This is a genomic window from Fenollaria massiliensis (genome assembly GCF_000312505.2).
In the GTDB taxonomy this organism is placed as follows: Bacteria; Bacillota; Clostridia; order Tissierellales; family Peptoniphilaceae; genus Fenollaria; species Fenollaria massiliensis.
In genome coordinates this window covers 50,891-69,926 of sequence record NZ_HG326228.1, presented here as the reverse complement: position 1 = coordinate 69,926, position 19,036 = coordinate 50,891, and the positions used below count along the sequence as shown (strand labels likewise).

General features: G+C 35.5%; 19 protein-coding genes. 5 read left to right on the top strand and 14 right to left on the bottom strand.

Annotated features, from left to right (window positions below; translation table 11 throughout):
• Nucleotides 1-855 precede the first annotated feature (855 nt).
• Together BN30_RS07295 and BN30_RS07290 are read right to left on the bottom strand one after the other, a co-directional pair.
• A complete protein-coding gene (locus BN30_RS07295; protein ID WP_019214850.1) occupies nucleotides 856-1,974 on the bottom strand; it encodes an ATP-NAD kinase family protein in 1,119 nt (372 codons plus the stop codon).
• Nucleotides 1,949-3,196 carry a dihydroorotase gene (locus tag BN30_RS07290; RefSeq protein ID WP_019214849.1) on the bottom strand — a complete coding sequence of 416 codons (1,248 nt, stop codon included), beginning with the start codon at nucleotides 3,194-3,196 and terminating at the stop codon, nucleotides 1,949-1,951. Before BN30_RS07290 ends, BN30_RS07295 begins: the two co-directional genes overlap by 26 nt.
• Before the next feature lie 91 nt (nucleotides 3,197-3,287).
• Here BN30_RS07290 and BN30_RS07285 point away from each other — a divergent pair, with 91 nt between their 5' ends.
• Together BN30_RS07285 and pgeF are read left to right on the top strand one after the other, a co-directional pair.
• Nucleotides 3,288-4,670 carry an aminopeptidase gene (locus BN30_RS07285; RefSeq protein WP_019214848.1) on the top strand — a complete coding sequence of 461 codons (1,383 nt, stop codon included), beginning with the start codon at nucleotides 3,288-3,290 and terminating at the stop codon, nucleotides 4,668-4,670.
• A 56-nt stretch (nucleotides 4,671-4,726) separates the two neighbouring features.
• On the top strand, nucleotides 4,727-5,452 hold the full coding sequence (gene pgeF / locus BN30_RS07280; RefSeq protein WP_019214847.1) for a peptidoglycan editing factor PgeF: 726 nt from the start codon (nucleotides 4,727-4,729) through the stop codon (nucleotides 5,450-5,452).
• A gap of 134 nt (nucleotides 5,453-5,586) precedes the next feature.
• Here the strand turns inward: pgeF and BN30_RS07275 are convergent, their stop codons facing one another.
• The 6 genes from BN30_RS07275 to spoVG all read right to left on the bottom strand — a co-directional run bounded on the left by BN30_RS07275 (nucleotide 5,587) and on the right by spoVG (nucleotide 11,041).
• Nucleotides 5,587-6,240, bottom strand: a complete 654-nt coding sequence (locus BN30_RS07275) for an ABC-2 transporter permease (RefSeq protein WP_019214846.1) — start codon at nucleotides 6,238-6,240, stop codon at nucleotides 5,587-5,589.
• Complete coding sequence (locus BN30_RS07270; protein WP_019214845.1) at nucleotides 6,224-7,102, bottom strand: ABC transporter ATP-binding protein; 879 nt, start codon at nucleotides 7,100-7,102, stop codon at nucleotides 6,224-6,226. The genes BN30_RS07275 and BN30_RS07270 overlap by 17 nt, the downstream gene beginning before the upstream one ends.
• Nucleotides 7,103-7,106: 4 nt before the next feature.
• Complete coding sequence (locus BN30_RS07265; protein WP_019214844.1) at nucleotides 7,107-7,481, bottom strand: GntR family transcriptional regulator; 375 nt, start codon at nucleotides 7,479-7,481, stop codon at nucleotides 7,107-7,109.
• Between the two features lie 238 nt (nucleotides 7,482-7,719).
• The gene (locus tag BN30_RS07260; protein ID WP_019214843.1) at nucleotides 7,720-8,991 is read right to left on the bottom strand and encodes an ATP-binding protein; all 1,272 of its coding nucleotides are present in this window, start codon (nucleotides 8,989-8,991) and stop codon (nucleotides 7,720-7,722) included.
• 204 nt (nucleotides 8,992-9,195) lie between these two features.
• Nucleotides 9,196-10,560, bottom strand: coding sequence for an MATE family efflux transporter (locus BN30_RS07255; RefSeq protein ID WP_019214842.1), 1,365 nt, complete (start codon nucleotides 10,558-10,560; stop codon nucleotides 9,196-9,198).
• Between the two features lie 172 nt (nucleotides 10,561-10,732).
• Nucleotides 10,733-11,041, bottom strand: a complete 309-nt coding sequence (gene spoVG, locus BN30_RS07250) for a septation regulator SpoVG (RefSeq protein WP_019214841.1) — start codon at nucleotides 11,039-11,041, stop codon at nucleotides 10,733-10,735.
• Nucleotides 11,042-11,194: 153 nt separating this feature from the next.
• Between spoVG and murC the strand changes: the two genes are divergently transcribed.
• The 3 genes from murC (at nucleotide 11,195) to BN30_RS07235 (ending at nucleotide 14,591) form a co-directional block, all read left to right on the top strand.
• Nucleotides 11,195-12,580 (top strand): UDP-N-acetylmuramate--L-alanine ligase, encoded by a 1,386-nt coding sequence (murC, locus tag BN30_RS07245; protein WP_019214840.1) that lies wholly within the window; start codon nucleotides 11,195-11,197, stop codon nucleotides 12,578-12,580.
• A gap of 212 nt (nucleotides 12,581-12,792) precedes the next feature.
• A complete protein-coding gene (locus BN30_RS07240; protein WP_019214839.1) occupies nucleotides 12,793-14,175 on the top strand; it encodes an alanine/glycine:cation symporter family protein in 1,383 nt (460 codons plus the stop codon).
• Between the two features lie 146 nt (nucleotides 14,176-14,321).
• Complete coding sequence (locus BN30_RS07235) at nucleotides 14,322-14,591, top strand: cation:proton antiporter domain-containing protein (protein ID WP_019214838.1); 270 nt, start codon at nucleotides 14,322-14,324, stop codon at nucleotides 14,589-14,591.
• 106 nt (nucleotides 14,592-14,697) lie between these two features.
• On the opposite strand, the gene BN30_RS07230 is transcribed toward BN30_RS07235, so the two are convergent.
• From BN30_RS07230 to BN30_RS07205, 6 genes are all read right to left on the bottom strand, one after another.
• On the bottom strand, nucleotides 14,698-15,363 hold the full coding sequence (locus tag BN30_RS07230; RefSeq protein ID WP_019214837.1) for a hypothetical protein: 666 nt from the start codon (nucleotides 15,361-15,363) through the stop codon (nucleotides 14,698-14,700).
• A 9-nt stretch (nucleotides 15,364-15,372) separates the two neighbouring features.
• A complete protein-coding gene (locus BN30_RS07225) occupies nucleotides 15,373-15,792 on the bottom strand; it encodes a hypothetical protein (protein ID WP_019214836.1) in 420 nt (139 codons plus the stop codon).
• Between the two features lie 11 nt (nucleotides 15,793-15,803).
• Complete coding sequence (locus tag BN30_RS07220) at nucleotides 15,804-16,007, bottom strand: helix-turn-helix transcriptional regulator (RefSeq protein WP_019214835.1); 204 nt, start codon at nucleotides 16,005-16,007, stop codon at nucleotides 15,804-15,806.
• A 161-nt stretch (nucleotides 16,008-16,168) separates the two neighbouring features.
• Nucleotides 16,169-16,690 (bottom strand): GNAT family N-acetyltransferase, encoded by a 522-nt coding sequence (locus tag BN30_RS07215; RefSeq protein WP_019214834.1) that lies wholly within the window; start codon nucleotides 16,688-16,690, stop codon nucleotides 16,169-16,171.
• A 231-nt stretch (nucleotides 16,691-16,921) separates the two neighbouring features.
• Entirely contained in the window at nucleotides 16,922-17,959 is a 1,038-nt protein-coding gene (locus BN30_RS07210; protein ID WP_019214833.1) for a virulence RhuM family protein, read from the bottom strand.
• A 94-nt stretch (nucleotides 17,960-18,053) separates the two neighbouring features.
• Nucleotides 18,054-18,881: a hypothetical protein gene (locus tag BN30_RS07205; RefSeq protein WP_019214832.1), complete on the bottom strand. Its 828-nt coding sequence runs from the start codon at nucleotides 18,879-18,881 to the stop codon at nucleotides 18,054-18,056.
• Between the last annotated feature and the right edge of the window lie 155 nt (nucleotides 18,882-19,036).

Below are 19,036 nucleotides of genomic sequence, written 5' to 3'. Positions count from 1 at the left end.
GGGAAGTAGTGTTGAGCAAAGTAGCTTAAATACTTAATTGTTTATGTCAACAAAAAGTGTTTTTCTTCGCTTGCTAATCTACGAAAACTGATAATTTCTAAGCTTGCACATCGAAAAGATAGTTCCACGCAGCTTAGTTCAACAAATTGACAATTGCTAAGTTCGTTCGCTTGAAAATTCATATTCGTTACGCTGCGCTCCACTAGATGAATTTTGAAGAACCTCGTTCTTACGAACGAGAACCTTGGTGCAAGACACTTGGGCAGCTCACTTCTCTAAGCAATTGAAGCAATTTGTCTCAATGCGCTGCTTTTGGAACATATCTTTTCTCGCTAAATACAGTTTTCTCCGAATGCTTTGCTCGTGAAAATCACTTTTCTAGTATTGGTAAAAAATATATTTCGTGTAAGTAACTATATAATCACAAGCGAAAAATCTTATATTTAGATCTATTCATTAAAATTTTCAGAGCAAATGTGATGATTGCACGATGTGGACTGACGAGGCAAGCGGAGTGTACAAATGTACTCGAGCATTGCCAAGGAGGGAACGAGTGCAAGGGCGCATTTGAATGAAAATTTAGTAAAAAATTAGCTTCCTCTTAGGAAGCTAATTTATATAATTAATTATTTATTAATATCGGTAACACTATCGACAAAACCATCACAATACTAAGTACTAGTGCGAATGTTCTTGCGAGTGACTTACTCTTTCTCCATTTGCGTTTTAATTTACTCATATTCTCCTCTTTCCTCTATATCAAGTATTATTTCTATTTATCACAGAGAATATTATACTATGTTTATAAAATTTGTCAAGGCTTTTTACAAAATATTTTCGTAAAACTAATATTTTTTACAAATAAACTAGTTTTATGAGCTTCATGTAATTATAGTCAACGATAACGTTGTAGTAGCCTGCTAGGTACTCGTTTGTCGCGTCGTCACCTGTGTCTGCAAGCAAGTCGCCGCCAGCGATATTATTAATCTTCGATTGTGTTGCTATGACTATGATATTTTCCTTGCCTACTTCTCTAATTACTCTCGAAGAGAACTGTTGATTGCCACGACCGAAGATGTAGCCTTGTCCGCCAATGATGGTAACGATAATTTTTCTCTTAGGATATTTTTTTAGTGCCTCATAAATTTCACTCTCGCTCGCATCTTTTTTGATAAGTTTCTTATTATATACAAGATCGACGCCAAGTAGTGAATTTTCAAGGCCTAGAAGGTTCATAACTGGACGAATGGTTGAGCCACTTCCGACTATATATAGCGTATCGTCCTTCATTTCATCAACAACGAATTGAGCGATGGATTCAAGATCTGCGTTTTCTGATGCACTTTGAGGACTCTTACCCACTTGCATCATCTTTCCCTTGTTGACTACATTTAGAGCGCCATAAAGTTTTACGTTTAAAATCTCTTTTCTGAATGCATCCTCATCTATATCCATGACCTCTGACTCGATTATTTCGTAGGATTCATCTAATATAAAGGCTCTGATGACTTCTGAAGCGGATTTTGGCGAAACGCCAAAAACTGAGCTATGCATCTTAGTTCCAGCAGGTATGCCTATCACGGGCTTTGTTAAGCCCACTGCGTCGTAAACATCACGAGCTGTTCCGTCTCCCCCTGCAAATACAATCATGTCAACGTCTTTCTTAAGTATCTCTTTCAAAGCATTTTTCGTATCTTCAGCCGTTGTATCAGCATCTGTCTCGTAAACGACTTCATAATTTAGTCCAAGTTTTTTCATCTCGTCCTCGCCAAGCCTGTGATTTCCTGTAAAAACCTTGAACTCGTCCTTTATATCAAGTAGGTGACTAAAAGCTTCTTCGCATCTTAGATGCGCTTTTTCACTCGCGCCACGCTTTATGGCTTCTTCATATATAGCCTCGCCGTCCGAGCCCTTTAGTGCAACGGAGCCGCCGACGCCAGCCTTTGGATTAACAATTAAACCTATCGTCTTCACTGTAAACCACCTCTCCATTTTTTATCGTATACATAACTTTTCCTTTTAATTTTTCACCTAAGAATGGTGAATTTTGCGACTTAGATGAAGATTTTTCATATATAAATTCTTTGTTTATATCAAAAATTACTAAATCAGCCTTCGAGCCGACCTTTATACTGCCCTCTTCAAGTCCATAAAGCCTTGCTGGATTAATAGTAAGCATCTTAATAATTTTTATTAAATCAATACCATGCTTGTGGTGAAGCTCACTTATTGCAAGTGGCAGAGCTGTTTCAAGGCCTATGATGCCGCTCGGAGCACTAAAGAAATCCTTTGCCTTTTCTTCAGCTGCATGAGGCGCATGATCAGTCGCAATTATGTCTATGGTGCCGTCTTTTATAGCTTCTATGATAGCTTCTCTATCGGCAGCCTTCCTTAAAGGCGGATTCATTTTTGCTAAAGTGCCGTGTTTCTCAACAGCCTCCTCTGTTAATGTAAAGTGATGAGGAGTGACCTCGGCAAATATTTTATCCGTATATTTTTTATAATTTCTAATAATTTCTAGTGAATCGGCTGATGATATATGTTGGAAGTTTAATTTTGAGTCCGCTTTTACTGCTAGATACGCATCGCGCGCCACCATAACCGCTTCGGCAATGGCTGGAGCTGTTTCATTTTTGCCCGCTTTTTTAATAAAGAATGGATCTTCTTCGTGTAAACTGATTGGTGCATCGTATTTTTTGGCTTCGATTAGAGCGTCATACAAAAGTTTTGCCTTCATTATAGGCTTACCATCATCAGTAAAACCGATTGCGCCTGCCTTATGAAGTGCATCCATATCAACAAGTTCTTCGCCAAGCATACCCTTAGTAACTGTAGCGTTTTGATAAATGGATATACCTAAATTTTTTGATCTATTTAAAATATCTTCAAGTGTCTCAGCGCTATCAACAACAGGTTTTGTGTTTGCCATAAGAAGCACAGCTGTGTAGCCGCCTCGCTTTGCAGCCGCTGCTCCAGTACTTAAATCTTCTTTATAAGTTTGACCTGGGTCTCTGAAGTGAACGTGTGTATCAATAAGGCCATGTGAAATGTATAAGCCATCGCCATCGATCACGCAAGCATCATCACTATCTATATGCTCTTCAATCACAGTAACTACGCCATTTGCAACAAGCATATCGACCTTAGTAATACTATCATTAATTGTATCAATAAAATTAATATTTTTAATTAACATATAAACCTCCATAACGATTTTTATATTTATACCCAAAATTGATGAATTTTTTGCCCATATATGCTATAATATAAAAAAAGGAGGAATTACAATGGCAGAAAAAATTTCATGGCTAAATCTTTCAAACGATGTGCTTGAAAACATCACAAGCTACAACGAAGAGTACAAAGACTTTTTAAGTAAAGCAAAAACTGAAAGACTAGCTGTTAAAGAAATCATTCGCATGGCTGAAGCTAACGGCTTTAAAGATGCAGAAAAGCTTATTGAAAAAGGCACTAAAATTAAAAAGGGCGATAAACTTTATTTTAACAACAAAGAGAAATCAGTTTTATTATTCGTTATAGGCGAAAAGAAATTGGAAGATGGTATGAGAGTTGTTGGCGCTCACATCGACAGCCCAAGACTTGACCTTAAACAAAATCCATTATACGAAGCAAGTGAACTTGCCTTTTTAAAGACTCACTACTACGGCGGAGTTAAGAAGTACCAATGGACTACTATCCCTCTAGCACTTCACGGCGTTGTTTATACAAAAGATTTAAAGAAGGTTGAAATTTCAATCGGTGAAGACGATGACGATCCAGTATTCACTATAACTGACCTACTTATTCACCTATCACGTGAACAAATGCAAAAGAAACTTGCTGAAGGCATACTTGGTGAACAATTAAACGTACTTATAGGCACTATACCACTAGAAAGTGAAGACGATGATAAGTCTAATCGTGTTAAAGCTAATGTTATGAGAATTATAAAAGAAAAATACGGCATCGAAGAAGAAGACTTTAAAGTTGCCGAAATCGAAGTAGTTCCAGCAGGAAAGGCACGTGACCTAGGTATAGATAGATCCATGATATTCAGCTACGGTCAAGACGACAGAGTTTGCGCATTCGCAGGACTTAAGGGCATACTTGACATGAAAGACAATAAATACACAGCTCTTGCTATGTTTATGGATAAGGAAGAAGTTGGCTCACAAGGTAACACTGGTATGGCAAGCTATGTTCTTGAAAACGCTTTACACGAACTAGCTGCACTTGAAGGTGATTACTCAGCTCTTACAGTTAGAAGATGCTTAAAGAACTCTTGGGTACTTTCAGCTGACGTAACAGCAGGCTACGATCCAAACTTTGATTCAGTTTATGAAAAGAATAACTCAGCAGTTTTAGGCGGCGGTATAGCAATCGCTAAATACACAGGCTCAGGCGGAAAAGGCGGATGTAACGATGCAAACGCAGAATTCTTAAGAGATGTAAGAGATATATTTGACAAAGCAGGCGTTGCTTGGCAAACAGGCGAACTTGGTAGAGTTGATGCAGGCGGCGGCGGAACTATAGCTTACCTTTTAAGCAAGTACGGCGCAGAAGTAGTTGACTGCGGTACAGCAGTTTTAAACATGCACGCACCAAACGAAATCACATCAAAGTTTGACACATACATGTCATACAAAGCATACAAAGCATTTTTTGAATAAAATACATGAAGCACCTTAATTGGTGCTTCTTTTACATATTATATAAGAGGAAAATTATGAAAGATTATGAAATAGTACACGAAAAATATTTAATAAGCAATTATTTAAGCGATTTTGGCATTAAAAACTTGATGAGCCTTAAGCCCATAAACATAAAAGGTTATGAAAAATACTTTGTTTGCGAGCTTCCGAAAATTTTGCATCACATGGGCCTTGATTATAAAAGCATAAATGTGACACGCCAAGTGCACTCCAATAACATCGCCATAGCTCATGATCATGGCATAAATTTTTATGACGATACCGATGGACTTATAGGCGAAAAAGGCGACGTACTAGTGATTAAGAGCGCAGATTGTCTGCCAGTAATAGTCTACGATTGTGTAAATAAACGCATCGCAGCCGTTCACTCCGGCTGGAAAGGAACAGCGAACTCCATAGTAAAAGAAGCAATTCAAAAAATGATGGGACTTGGTTCAAGAACGGAAGATTTAAAAATTTATGTCGGACCACATATACAAAAAAATTCATTCGAAGTGATGGACGATGTAAAAGATGTTTTCGAAAAAAATTTTTCTTATGAAGATATTATTTTTAAAAAAGATGAAACGCATTATTTGATAGATTTAGGTCAAGTAGTGAAATGTGATGCAATGAGCCTCGGTGTTAAAGAAGAAAATATATATATTTCAAGCGTAGACACAGTCACAGACCACCGCTTCCACTCGTATAGACGCGACAAAAAAGATTATGGACTTATGTATACATTGGTGTGTATATAAAAATATTTGATATTTTGTCGCGAATATGATACAATATTCGCGACAAATCATTCAAAATAAAAAAGGAGGACCTCTACATTTTGGAATAAAAAGTCCTCTTTCAAAGATATCTATTTAATTTTTAATCGGTTGTCCTAACAATCCTGCTTTGAATAAATACTAATAGTCAAAGAACACGCTATAAAAAATGCAGTAATAGATAATATTAAGTTTCCTATCCCAAATATCAGCAGTTGCATTTCTGTCGGTTTTTCAAGCAAAATATTTGTTAAAGCAATTAAACCTAGCATAATAGATACTGAGATTATTAAACTAATAATACTCATAGCTTCAGTTCTATCATTTGAGTCTAAGTAAGAAATAGGTAAAAAAATCGCATTCATTATCAAACTAATTCCTATTGCAGATGAAAATAACAAGACTACATCCACATATCTATAAAATGCAAATCCATAAATTATAAATGATGTAAAAAATAATATTACAGATAGTATACTTCCAATTAAAATTGTAATTCCTTGTGTTAGAAATACACTTTTTACTATTTCACATCTCTTTACTGGTAATGATAAAATGTACTGATTCCACTTGCCACTATTGTTTTTCCTTAAGCCAATGGAACTGATAAAAGGAAGTACTATAACAGTAAGACATAGAAAAATAAATAAAGGCATTTCCTTCCTACCACCAAAAATTAGTATTGAAATTCCAGTTAAAAATATAAATATAAGTAATATCTTTAAATTAGATACTATTTTATAATAATGATTTCTAATCAATCCTTTCATTTCGTTCCCCTTTCACTAACAGAAGCATTATTTCGTCTAATGATACGCTGTCTATTATTAAATTTTTATATTTTTTCTCCATTAATTTCCTATTTTTTATTAACACATCGATTTGATAATCTTTTTTCATACTTGATAATATATCTTCTTGTAAGATATTTTGATAATCACTTTCCGAACAACGGATAACTCCATATTCATATATCAATTCATCTTTTGTCTTATTTAAAATAATTTCACCATTATGAATAAAAACAATATAATCAGCTATTTTTTCTAAATCACTTGTAATATGTGACGATAGCAAAATGGAGTGGTTCTCTTCTTTTACAAATTCAAGAAGCACATCAAGAATTTCATCTCTCATAATAGGATCTAGACCGCTTGTAGCCTCATCCAATATAAGCAATTTTGAATCATGAGAAAGTGCTACAGCAATCGCAAGCTTCATACTCATTCCACGAGAGTAAGTTTTTATTTTTTGAGATTCAGACAATCCAAAACGCTTAAGATATTGTTCAAATCTGGAATTATCCCATTTACTATAAATTCTCCCTAAAATATCAGCCAATTGCTTTGCCGTCAAATGTTCCGGAAAATTATTGCTATCATATACAACTCCAATATCTTCTCTGATGTCTATATCGTCATCGGTCATTTCTCTTCCAAATATCTCAATATTTCCACTATCTCTTCTAATCACATTTAGAATACAATTCATAGTGGTTGATTTTCCGGCTCCGTTCTCACCAATAAATCCTACTATGCTTCCCTCAGGTACTGAAAAAGAAATATCTTTGATAGCAAAATTTGACTTTTCATATTTCTTATTCACATTTTTTAGCGTTAAAATACTATTCATCAACTTATTCCTCCAAATATAAAATTTTTAATATGTCAATTAGTTTCTCAAGAGGCATAGCGTTTTCTTTTGCAACTTCAATAGCCAATTGCATATATTCTTCTATCTGTTTCTGTTGTTGCTCTTTATAGAATTCTTTGTTTCGTGCTAATACATAAGTGCCTCTGCCTATTTCAGTTTCTATAAATCCATCTCTTTGCAATTCTTCATATGCTCTTTGAACTGTAATAACACTTACATGAATTGATTTAGCTAATGATCTCATTGATGGAAGATTATCTCCTGCAACTAGCTCTTCGCTCATAATCATATTTTTTATTTGAGAAACAATTTGCTCATATATAGGTTTATCTCGATTATTACTTATGATAATGTTCAAAATTTTCCACCTTCCAATATTGTACTTATTATCTATGTACAATATTATCATTTTGTTTTTATTTTGTCAAGAAAAATATATATCTGCAAATAAAAACAATGCTAGCTAAATTAAATTAGCTAGCATTTTATTTTTCTTATAAACATTCATATCAAGCCAAGATAAAAAGCAATTCATGTGTTTGGCGCGTTTTATCCGTGTAAATGGCGCGTTTTTATCCGTGTAAATGGCAAACAATCTATGGCCTTAATGATGTTATTGGTACGACGTATACACCGTCATTTCTTTTATAGGCAAAAGGTGCTTGTGCACACAAAACCATCATAAATGAAGGCTTCTTCATGCTATTGGTATCGATTAAATCAGAAAGAGTCTTAAGTGTCTGAGCTCCCTCCTCAATAAGTTTATCTCCACCTAATTTTATCTCTACAAGACCATAAGAACCATTTCTTAGGTGAATTACAGCATCACACTCAAGTCCGCTCTTATCTCTATAGTGATAAACGCTTCCATCTAAAAGCTCTGAATATATTCTTAAATCACGAACAGCTAAGTTTTCAAATAAAAATCCCATAGTGTTTAAATCTTGAATTAAATCTTTTGGGCCAATACCCAAAGCAGCTGTAGCAATTGATGGATCTATAAAATATCTCGTATCAGTTGAACGAATGGCTGTCTTTGAACGAATATTCGGGTTCCATGCAGGAGCATCTTCGATTACAAATATCTTTTTTAGTGCATCGATGTAAGAATAAAGCGTCACTTGGTCAAAAGTATCAGCCTGATTAGCTAACATATCCTTCCTTATAGTTTCTAAAGGAGCCTGTGAACCTATATGCCTTGCATAAGACCTTAATAAGCTTTTTGCCTTTTCTACATCTCTCTTTACAGAATCAACCCTGCTTATATCATTTTTCACAACAGAATCAAAATAATCTATCGCTTGAAATAGAGAAGCTTTACCTTCTAATTTAATCGATATAGGCCAACCGCCTCTGCATATCAAAAATGCAATATCATCCAAAGTTTTATGATTTGCACACGAAATTTCTTTATCATCGAAAAGATCACTCAAAGAAATGGCTCCATCCGAATCCTTAGACTCATATAAACTCATAGTTCTCATATAAAGTCTTGATATTCTGCCAGTACCACTGTGCATAGACGCGTCAAATTCAGCTGGTACAGCAGATCCTGTCAATATAAACTGACCGAAGTCGTCCCTTTTATCGACTTCATATCTAACAGCGTTCCACAAGTTTGGCGCAAGCTGCCACTCATCAACAAGTCTAGGCGTTTCTCCTTCAAGCAAAGCGCTTGGATTAAGTTCAGCCATCTGTTTATATTGTTTAGTCTTATCTGGCTCATCCATAGCAATAAAGCTCTTGGCGAACTCTTTTGCACTTGTAGTTTTTCCGCACCATTTTGGTCCTTCTATAAGTATAGCTCCCTTTGCTTTAAGTCTTTCATCAAGTAATTTATCAGTAATTCTTGGTAAATAATTCTTCATGAGCCTCTCACCTCTTATGCTTATAATACCATATATATACACATTTGTCAAGATTCATTCAAGTAAATGGCGCATTTTCATTCAAGTAAATGGCGCATTTTCATTCAAGTAAATGGCGCATTTTCATTCAAGTAAATAGCGCATTTTCATTCAAGTGTTTGGCATAAAAAAGAGCAGCCTAAACTGCTCTATAATATTTTCCAATTAATCTGTTAGATTTTTTATCCACTTCTTTGATATTACTCTTGGTAGTCCTATGCAAGCCTTGGCTACTTCTTCGCAGCATGCCATCAAATACACAAAATGTAGCGGTAATTTAAATACTACTGAACCTAAAAATGACATTGGCACGCCTATTAGCCAAACGCAGCTCATTTCTAAAAGCATTGAGTATCTTGTGTCTCCACCGCCTCTAAATATGCCGACTACAAGGGTCGAGTTATGTGTTTTAACAAAAAGTATTAGTCCCATAGCTATAAATAAATTTGATGCGATTGCTTTTGACTCGGCTGTGATATTTGGAAACATCACAAAGAAAGCATCTCTAAATATTATCATCAAGGCGCCAAGTATAACGCCTGTTAGTGCTGATAACTGCAAAAGCCATGTGCCGTATTTGTATGCTTTTTCTTCATCTCCTGCGCCAATGTAGTTACCGACTATAACTGTGCATGCGCCTGCTAAGCCTCTAGCTAGAACGAAGAATATATTTTGTACTGTCATACCTATCTGCAGGGCTGTAACGCTTCTTGTACCAAGCTTTGCGTATGCAATTTGGTAGACGATTTGGCCTAGTGACCAGAATGTTTCGTTTATAATAACTGGTCCGGCTGTCATTATATACATTTTTTTAAAATGGCTGTCGAATGTCACGAAGTCTTTTATTTTGCCTGTTAGTGGTCCTCTATGTTTTTTAAGTGCTATATATAAAACTGCAAATTCTAATATACGTGCAAATATTGTACCTAAAGCGCCACCCGCTACGCCCATGGCCGGAAAACCAAGTTTACCAAATATAAATACATAGTTAAAGAAGGCGTTTCCGAAAAAAGCGATGGTTGAGGCAACTAGAGGCGTCTTTGCATTGCCAATGCTTCTCATCGATACTGAGCAAATGAAGTTTACTGCTGTTAGTATGTATGAGAATGAAACTACTCTAAGATAAGTAACTCCATAAGGTATAACGTTTGGGTCTTGTGTAAAGATTTTCATAAGTTGTTCTGGTATCAGTAGCGCAAGTACTGTGAATACGCTTGAAACTATAACTGCTAGTATTAGCGCCATACCATGTGATCTTCTAACGCCTTGGTAGTCTTCTTTACCGTAGAACTGAGCTATCATCGCTGAGGTTCCTGTCGCTATACCAAAGCAAATTAGTGTCATGAAGAAGAAAATTTGGTTTGCAAGTCCAACAGCTGATATCGCATAGTCGCCAAGTGATGATATCATCGTTGTATCTAATGTATTAAGTACACTTGCGAGCAAATTTTGAAGTGCAACTGGTACTGCAAGGCTATATACTAATTTTAAAAATCTTTTGTCATTAAACATAGCTCGTAAATTTTTCATTTAACTCATCCTTTCAATTTTTTCATTTTATCACTAAGAGAGAAACTTGTCAAGATGTTTCGCCTTGCGAATGGAGATATTATTTTAAAATATTTATATATTCTTAAAAAATATATTTGCAAAGAAAAAAGAGCCTGGCTAAGGCTCCTATTTCACACTAATTACAAAATAACTATTTTTCTTCCATCACTAGTATTTCTTCATCAGCTTCATTTTTTGCGTCTTCAACAGCTGCTTCGTAAGCTTTGTAAACTTTTTCTTCGATGTCAGCTCTTGTTTCAGTGTTGATTGGGTGAGCTATGTCTCTGTAAGTACCGTTAGGTACTTTTCTTGAAGGCATTGCGATGAATAAACCTTCTCTTCCTTCAATAACTTTGATGTCATGAACAACAAAAGCGTTATCAAAAGTAACAGAAGCTGTTGCCTTTAAGTTTAAACCGTCCTTTTCAACAAGTCTTACTCTTACGTCTGTAATTGTCATTTTCCCATCCTCCTAGTTTAGCTAAAAATTGCTTGATTTTTCTCATAATATATATTATGATAAGTATATAAGCAAAATTATAAATTAGCTTATATATATTATACTAAAGAGTTGAAATAATTTCAAGTACTTTTTTCATATTTAGGAGGAAATATGGGCTTTTTTTTGAAAAAACACAATATTGACAATATATTTTTCATAGGCATAGGTGGTATCGGTATGAGTGGTCTTGCCGAATTACTTATTTCTGAGGGATGTAAAGTTAAAGGAACTGATACTGGCGAGTCACAAATCATAGAAAGACTTAAAAAAATGGGCGCCGTTGTATACAATAAGCACGAGGCAAAAAATGTTGAGTCATCAAAGGTAGTTGTTTACACAGACGCGATACGTCCAGACAATCCAGAGCTTTTAAGAGCTAAGGAACTTGGTTTAGAAATTTATGATAGAGCAAGCTTTTTAGGTGAAGTGATGAAGCTCTTCCCTAACTCAGTTTGCGTTTCAGGCACTCACGGTAAAACTACTACAACATCGATGATTGCTTCGATCACAACACATACTCAGATGGATCCAACCATACTTTTAGGTGGTGAACTTGATGAGATTGGTGGCAATATAAGGATTGGTAAAGGTAATATCATCATCAGCGAGGCATGTGAATACAAGGCAAACATACTAAAATACAATCCTACCATGGCCATGATTTTAAATATTGACGAGGACCACTTGGACTTTTATAAAAATATTGATGACATAATCGCTACTTTTAAAAAATATGCCGACGACGTTCCATCAACTGGCTATGTAGTATATAATAAGGATGACGAACATGTTCTTGAAGCGATAAAAGATGTTACAGCTAAGACTATCAGCTTCGGTGTTGACTCTGATGCTGACTACAAGGCTGAAAACATCACTTATGATGAGAACGGCTGCGCTAATTTTGATCTTATTCATAACAATACAAAAACTGAGATTAAATTAAGTGTTTTAGGTAAGCATAACGTTTATAACGCGCTTGCTGCCATCGCTATGGCGAATACTTATGGCGCATCACTTGAAGATATTAAAAAATATATACTTCTTTACGCTGGTGTTCACAGAAGGATCGAGACTAAGGGCTACATCGGAAGCGTTCGTATCATAGATGACTACGCTCATCACCCAACTGAGATCATGGCGACTCTTGAAGCCGTTAAAAAGATGGCGAAAGGCAGAATCATCACCATATTCCAGCCACATACCTTCACTAGAACACAAAAACTTTTACAAGGCTTTGCTGAAGCATTTAAAAGAAGCGATGTTACCATCATCACAGACATTTACGCTGCCAGAGAAAAAGATACTAAGCTCGTTCACTCGAAAGATTTGATCAATTCGATGAAGGAGCACGGCTACGATGCTATGTATATCTCAAAATTTGAAGACATAGAAAACTATCTTCTTGATAATTTGAGGGAAAACGACATCATCTTAACTGTCGGCGCAGGTAATATTTATAAGCTTGGTGAAGATTTATTAAAAATTAAAGATAAATAATAATATATATTATAACGGAAGATTTTTTAAGCACACATCAATTTGTGTGCTTTTTCATGTTTATATTGATAAAATTACAATAAATTTAATGAAACTATAAAATTTTCTTATAATACTTATAAAATATTATCATCACAGAAACGATGTATTTTATTTACACTTTAGCAGGTTTATGTTACAATAGAGAAGATGAATTATAAAGGAGGTATAAAATGCTTAATACATATTTAGCATTCGAGTTAGAGCCTATAATCAAAGCGATTAACAGTGTATTGTGGTCAAAATTTTTGATGTATGCACTTTTAGCTCTAGGTATTTTTTATACTGTTTATCTAGGTTTTCCACAGATTACTAAGATAGGTTTAGCATTTAAGTACGCTTTTGGCGGAATGTTTAAGAAAAAAGAAAAATCCAAAGACGGCGAGGTAGAAGTAAACTCATTCCAAGCACTTGCTACAGCGATAGCTGCTCAAGTTGGTACTGGTAACATAGGTGGCGTAGCGACAGCTGTTGCATCTGGTGGACCGGGCGCAATTTTTTGGATGTGGGTTTCAGGTATACTTGGTATGTCAACTATATTTGCCGAAGCAGTTCTTGCGCAATTGTACAGAGAAGAAAGAGATGGCGAGCCTGTAGGCGGTCCTTCATACTACATTTCCAAAGGACTTAATTCAAAAGTATTAGCAGCAATATTCTCAATCACTATAATTTTAGCTCTTGGCTTTGTTGGCAACATGGTTCAATCAAACTCAATCTCTCTTGCAATGTCAAATGCAATAAACGTTAACTCACTATACATCGGTATTGCTCTTGCAGTACTTGTTGGTTTTGTTATTATGGGTGGTCTTAAGAGAATCACGACTATGGCGGAGCTTGTAGTTCCTTTCATGGCTGTTATCTACATCATCGGTGCATGTTTTATACTTTATGTATACAGACACCACTTAGGACTAGTTTTTTCAGGCGTATTCAGAGAAGCCTTCTCAACTCAAGCAGTTGTCGGTGGTATGGCTGGTACAGTTATGAAAGAAGCTATCAAAAACGGTGTTGCTAGAGGACTTTTCTCAAACGAAGCTGGTATGGGTTCAACACCACATGCTCACGCAACTGCAAAAGTTAAAGACCCTTGCATGCAAGGCTTTGTAGCGATGGCAGGCGTTGTTGTTGATACTATCATTATCTGCTCAATAACAGCTCTTATCGTTTTAGCTACAGACGCTCACATGTCAGGAGCAAAATCAGTTGCTATCACACAATATGCATTTAGCGCAGCCTTTGGCGAGCCAGGATCAATATTCCTAGCAATTTCACTAATGTTCTTCGCTTTCACAACTATAGTTGGTTGGTACATGTTTGGCGAAATGAACATCCGCTACTTATTCAAAGGCAAAACAGCCATCAACGTATATAGAGTTTTAGTTCTTATATGCATAGTAGTTGGCTCAGTATTCGGTTCAGCAATCTGGGATCTTGCCGATACATTCAACGGTTTCATGGTTATCCCGAACCTTATCGCCCTATTCTTACTTGCACCACAAGTTAAGAAAGCTTATAAAAACTATTTAAATAGAAAAAAAGCTGGCGAATTAGATTAAATTATATACTTAGCTCTCACTTAATTGATGAGAGCTTTTTTATTGCTTTCTATACGGCACTCATTGTCTTGATGAGACATTTACTGTTGATAAATAATGCATATTCTGTTATACTAATAGTAGATAAGGGAGGTAGGAGGGGTAATTTGAATATATTTTTAAAAATTAGTATAGTTATTTTATTTGGAGTGATAGGTGCAAAAATCGCGAGAAGGCTGAATTTGCCAAACGTTACAGGCTACATAGTCATGGGTCTACTACTTGGCCCATCATTTTTAAATCTTGTAACGCCTGAAGCAGCGCCCATCATTTCCTTTGTAAATGAGTTCGCTCTAGGCATCATCGCCTTTGCCATAGAAGATATACTTGGCGACATGAGTAAACCGGGCGTTGGACTTATGTTTGTGATGAGTTGACAGAGTCGTTGGCTGGACTAAGTAAAAATTTTAAGAAAGACAAAGCTCTCACAAATTAGTGAGAGCCTTTTTACGCGTAAATATTTATTTTTAAGTTTATAATTTATTATTCGTCAAAATTTGCCTTTAGTAAAGCATCTACACTGTCGTAGCCTTTGCAGTCAAGCTCAGTCATGCTAGCAGTATAGTCGCCTTGTGAATCGATGACAAGGACTTTGTTTTCCTTATCAAGCTTGTATTTAAACGCAAAGATGCTGCTTAAGTAGTCTATGTCAAAGTAAAGAGTCTCGCCAAAGACCTTCACTTCTTCAGGCGCGTGCTTCTTGTAAGAAAAACTGCTAAGCCCTTCGTCGTCACCATCAAAAGCGTAGCTGATATTGTATTTTTCGTTGTAAGTCAAAGCAAACTCCATGCTTCCAGGGTAGACACCGTAGATGATTTCGTCGTCATTAAGTAGTTTTGAGTAGTCAGTAACTTCGTCTAAAGCCTTGTCATCAGCAAATTCACCACTCTTCCAAGCGCGAACCATGACCTTGTTAATGCCAGATGCGCTAAATAGTCTTGCGTTAATATTCTCTACGTAGCCGTAGTCCTCGCCGTCAACGCTTACAGCGTAGTCAATACAGTCAAATACATCTACTCTTTCTTTTCCTGTCTCTTCTTCTTTTTTTTCTTCGCCTATAGGCTCCTTTGTAAGCTCCTCCTTGTCATTTCCTCCACACGATACCATAAACATGGATAAAGCGAGTAAAATTAATAATATTTTCTTCATATAAACCTCCTAAACAAGTTTATTATAAGCCTTCTTTTGAAGATCATCAAGCCTTTCCCTGTTGCCCTTCGCCATGGATCCAGTAAATGGCACTTCATAAAGCACTTCAGTTCCTAAATGAAATAAAGTGATGTTCGCCTTGCTGCTTTTGTAATCCACAGTAAAATTTTCAATCTCGTCCCAAGGCATCAAAACAAAATTTCCCTTCACAGTATTTGAAATTTCCTTCTCATATATGCCCTTCTCATTAAAATACAACACAAAAGACCTAGCACTGTCCATAGTGTAATACAATTTACTCAAAAATAATTTCAATAAACCCCTTTTGAAGTCATTACGCTTTAGTGCGAATAAATAATTTTTATCATCATTAAAATCTTCCTTGACCTTATCAGCGATTTCACTCGCAGTATTCATTAAAAGACCCACGTCTATACCTCCTATTTAAAAATAAATACTTCCTTGATATCCTTGCCTAAGACCTTGCAAATCTTGTAGGCAGTCTCAAGACTTGGACTGATAGTTCCCGCCTCATACGCCATGATGGATCTTCTCTTTAAGTCAACCGCCTTGGCAAGCCTGTGCTGCGAAAGGCCTTGCTCCTTTCTAAATTCAGCGATTCTGTTTTCGATTATAACGTCCAAACTATCACCCCTTATAATTGTGGTTACATTTATAGTACTAAATATGTTACATTTATAGTACCATAGTCATAGATCTTTGTCAATAGTTTTTTGTAAAAAAAGTGACCTAGTATAAACTAAGTCACATGTGATTATAGTTTTGAATGTCCGATTTTTATTTTTTATTTAAAACTAATCAGTTCATTCTCTTTCAGTTCATAATAAACTATCGATTGCTTCTCTCCAAGCTGATTTGTCCACGAGTCATATTCAATACGAATTTTCTTAAAGCCAAGCTTTTCGTAAACGTGCTGAGCTCTTTTATTATTTAAATTTGTCGTTAGAAATATGGTCTTCGCACCCATTTTGAAAAGCTCTTCTATAAACAAAGTAAGTATCACTCGTCCAAGACCTTTCTCTTGATAAGAGGCATCACATATCTTTATACCTATCTCGCATCTATCATCATCAGAAAACTCATAATTCATCTCGCCAATGGCCTTGCCTTTGTACTCAATCATCAAAACTCTGTGAGCATCAGTGTAATTTTTGATCTGCCCTTTAATTCTCTCTTCATTAGTATTCACTCCGTTTGGAAAGCCCGCATGAGCCATGACAGAGCCGTCGTTCCACCAAGATGCAAGCTGAGCAGCATCAGACTCTTCTGCGTTTCTAATTAAAATGTCTTTGTAAATTATATTCATTTGTAAGTTTACTCCTTGATTTTAGATTCTTCTTGTAATATATAAATTATACCACGAAAGCACTCAAATGTAAAGAAAAAGTGACCTAGCATATACTAAGTCACCTGTTATTATGTTTTTCAATGTCCGATTTTCATTGTCAATGTCCGATTTTTCATCACCAATGTCCGATTTTTATTTCAGAAAAGTGCCATTATGGAAGTTTTTCTAAATAGAATTTACCTCTATATATTATTCTTTCTTTACTTTTTCCTCTAATTCAAGTAAATACTTATCAAAGTCTGAAACGAATGCTCTGTCTTGAATCACTCTATACTTTTCAAACTCTGTCTCCGCATGTAATTTTGCAATTGCATTACTTACTTTTCCCTTGTCCTTTAATTCTCCATACTCAAACATAGCTATAAAGCTCCTAAGCCTTTCTTCCCAATCTTGCATAGTAAGAGGTATCTTTCTTATAGTCATGTTTTCTGCAAAATCCAAATAGGCACTCACCATACGATTAAGTTCTTTAATTTCATTCTCGCTAAGGTAATTTTTAGCAACACTCACATCACTTTTCTTTATCTTGCCATCAGGTGCATCTGCCCATGTAGTAAGCCCCATGTGATCCTTTTCATGATTAGCTCTTTCATAAATAAGTTCAGCAGCTGTGTGACCATGTATAGCATAATGCATCTTGTTTTGTACTGTAGCATAGAACCTCTTAGTTCTAAGTGCATTTTTATCATAATCAATCGCTGTTGCATATATATCAGTAATCTTTTGATAAAATTTTCTTTCGCTAGCCCTTATCTCGCGAATGCGTTCTAACTGTTCTTCAAAGTATTTATCTGTCAGGTAGCTTCCGCGTTTTAGCCTTTCATCATCCATGACCCAACCCTTTATAGTATAATCTTTTGCTATCTTATTGACCCATTTCCTAAATTGAACGGCACGCTCAGAGTTAACTTTGAATCCTACGGCAATAGCCATCTCTAAGTTGTAATGCTTTGTAATGTAGTTCTTACCATCGTTTGCAGTTATCCTAAAATTTCGGATAACTGAATTTTTATCTAGCTCCTCGTCTTTAAAAATCTTATTTATATGATAATTAACCTTACGCACATCAACATCATATAATGTTGCTAACATTTTTTGGGTAATCCAAATGTTCTCATCCTCATAACGCACCTCAACGCTACTAGCCTCTTCTCCCATAGAAGCTATATATGTTAGATACTCAGAAGCACTCGAACGTATATTCAATTCATTATTTTCTTTTTTCATCTGAACTACCTCCACAAAATACACTATATATTATTCGTATATATACTTAAATAATATCACGAATACGCCTTTATGTAAAGACATTAATCTGGTATTATATCCTTTCTCTATACTCCTTCAAATTATTCTTCATAAGTCTCTCCCACTCATTTAACACATCTACTAAGCCACTTATGTTCATCTCTTTTTCAAGTACAAGGCTTTCTTTACCTTTCTTAACCACATTTATATATTCTTTTTGAAGCTTTTTTGTTCTCTTCATAAGTTTATCCTCTTCAATAAGTATAAACATAGTCTCTAAATCAAGTAGAGCCGCTCTAAACAGTGTATTCATTGACTCTCTTAGCTCTTGTTTTGTGATCACACGTTTTGAAAAATTGATTATATCCTTTTTAAGCTCGCCAAGATTTTTTATTGATGCTAATAAAATCTCTTCTAAATCCATTTCCTTAGCATCACACTTTTCAAGATGCGCAAGATGAGTCTGGTCATCAAGCCTTTCCTTAAGCTCCTCTGCCGTCCAGACAAATTCGTCTGGCTCATCGCTTTCCTCATATTTATTATTTATAAATCTAAATCTATTATCCTTATGATCTTTAAAAATTATCGCATGTTTATTGCCTTGGGCAATATTAACGCCGAGCATATAGTTTTTATCTCCTGCCTCTAATATCTTCAAAACTTCATCTTTATCATAGTTCTTTTCAATAAGTTCGTATCCAAGAGGATTTAGATAAATATCAAAAATCTCTTTTGACTGAAGCATAGTACCCGCTAAGTAAGATGCGCCATCTTTTACTAAGAGGTATGCTAAGTCAATCGCAAGTGCAATTACAAAGTCTTCTGTGTCAATTCCGTCTGAATACAAAAGATTTGCTAATCCCGCATAAGAGCATGACGAATTAAAATGCATATATTTCATATACTATCTCCTTTCACTCCAATATCAACTGTCTTCATTAAATAATACCACGAAAGCACTCAAATGTAAAGAAAAAGTGACCTAGTATAAACTAAGTCACTGTGATTATGGTTTTGAATGTCCGATAATTTTGCCTCAATGTCCATTTTTTTATC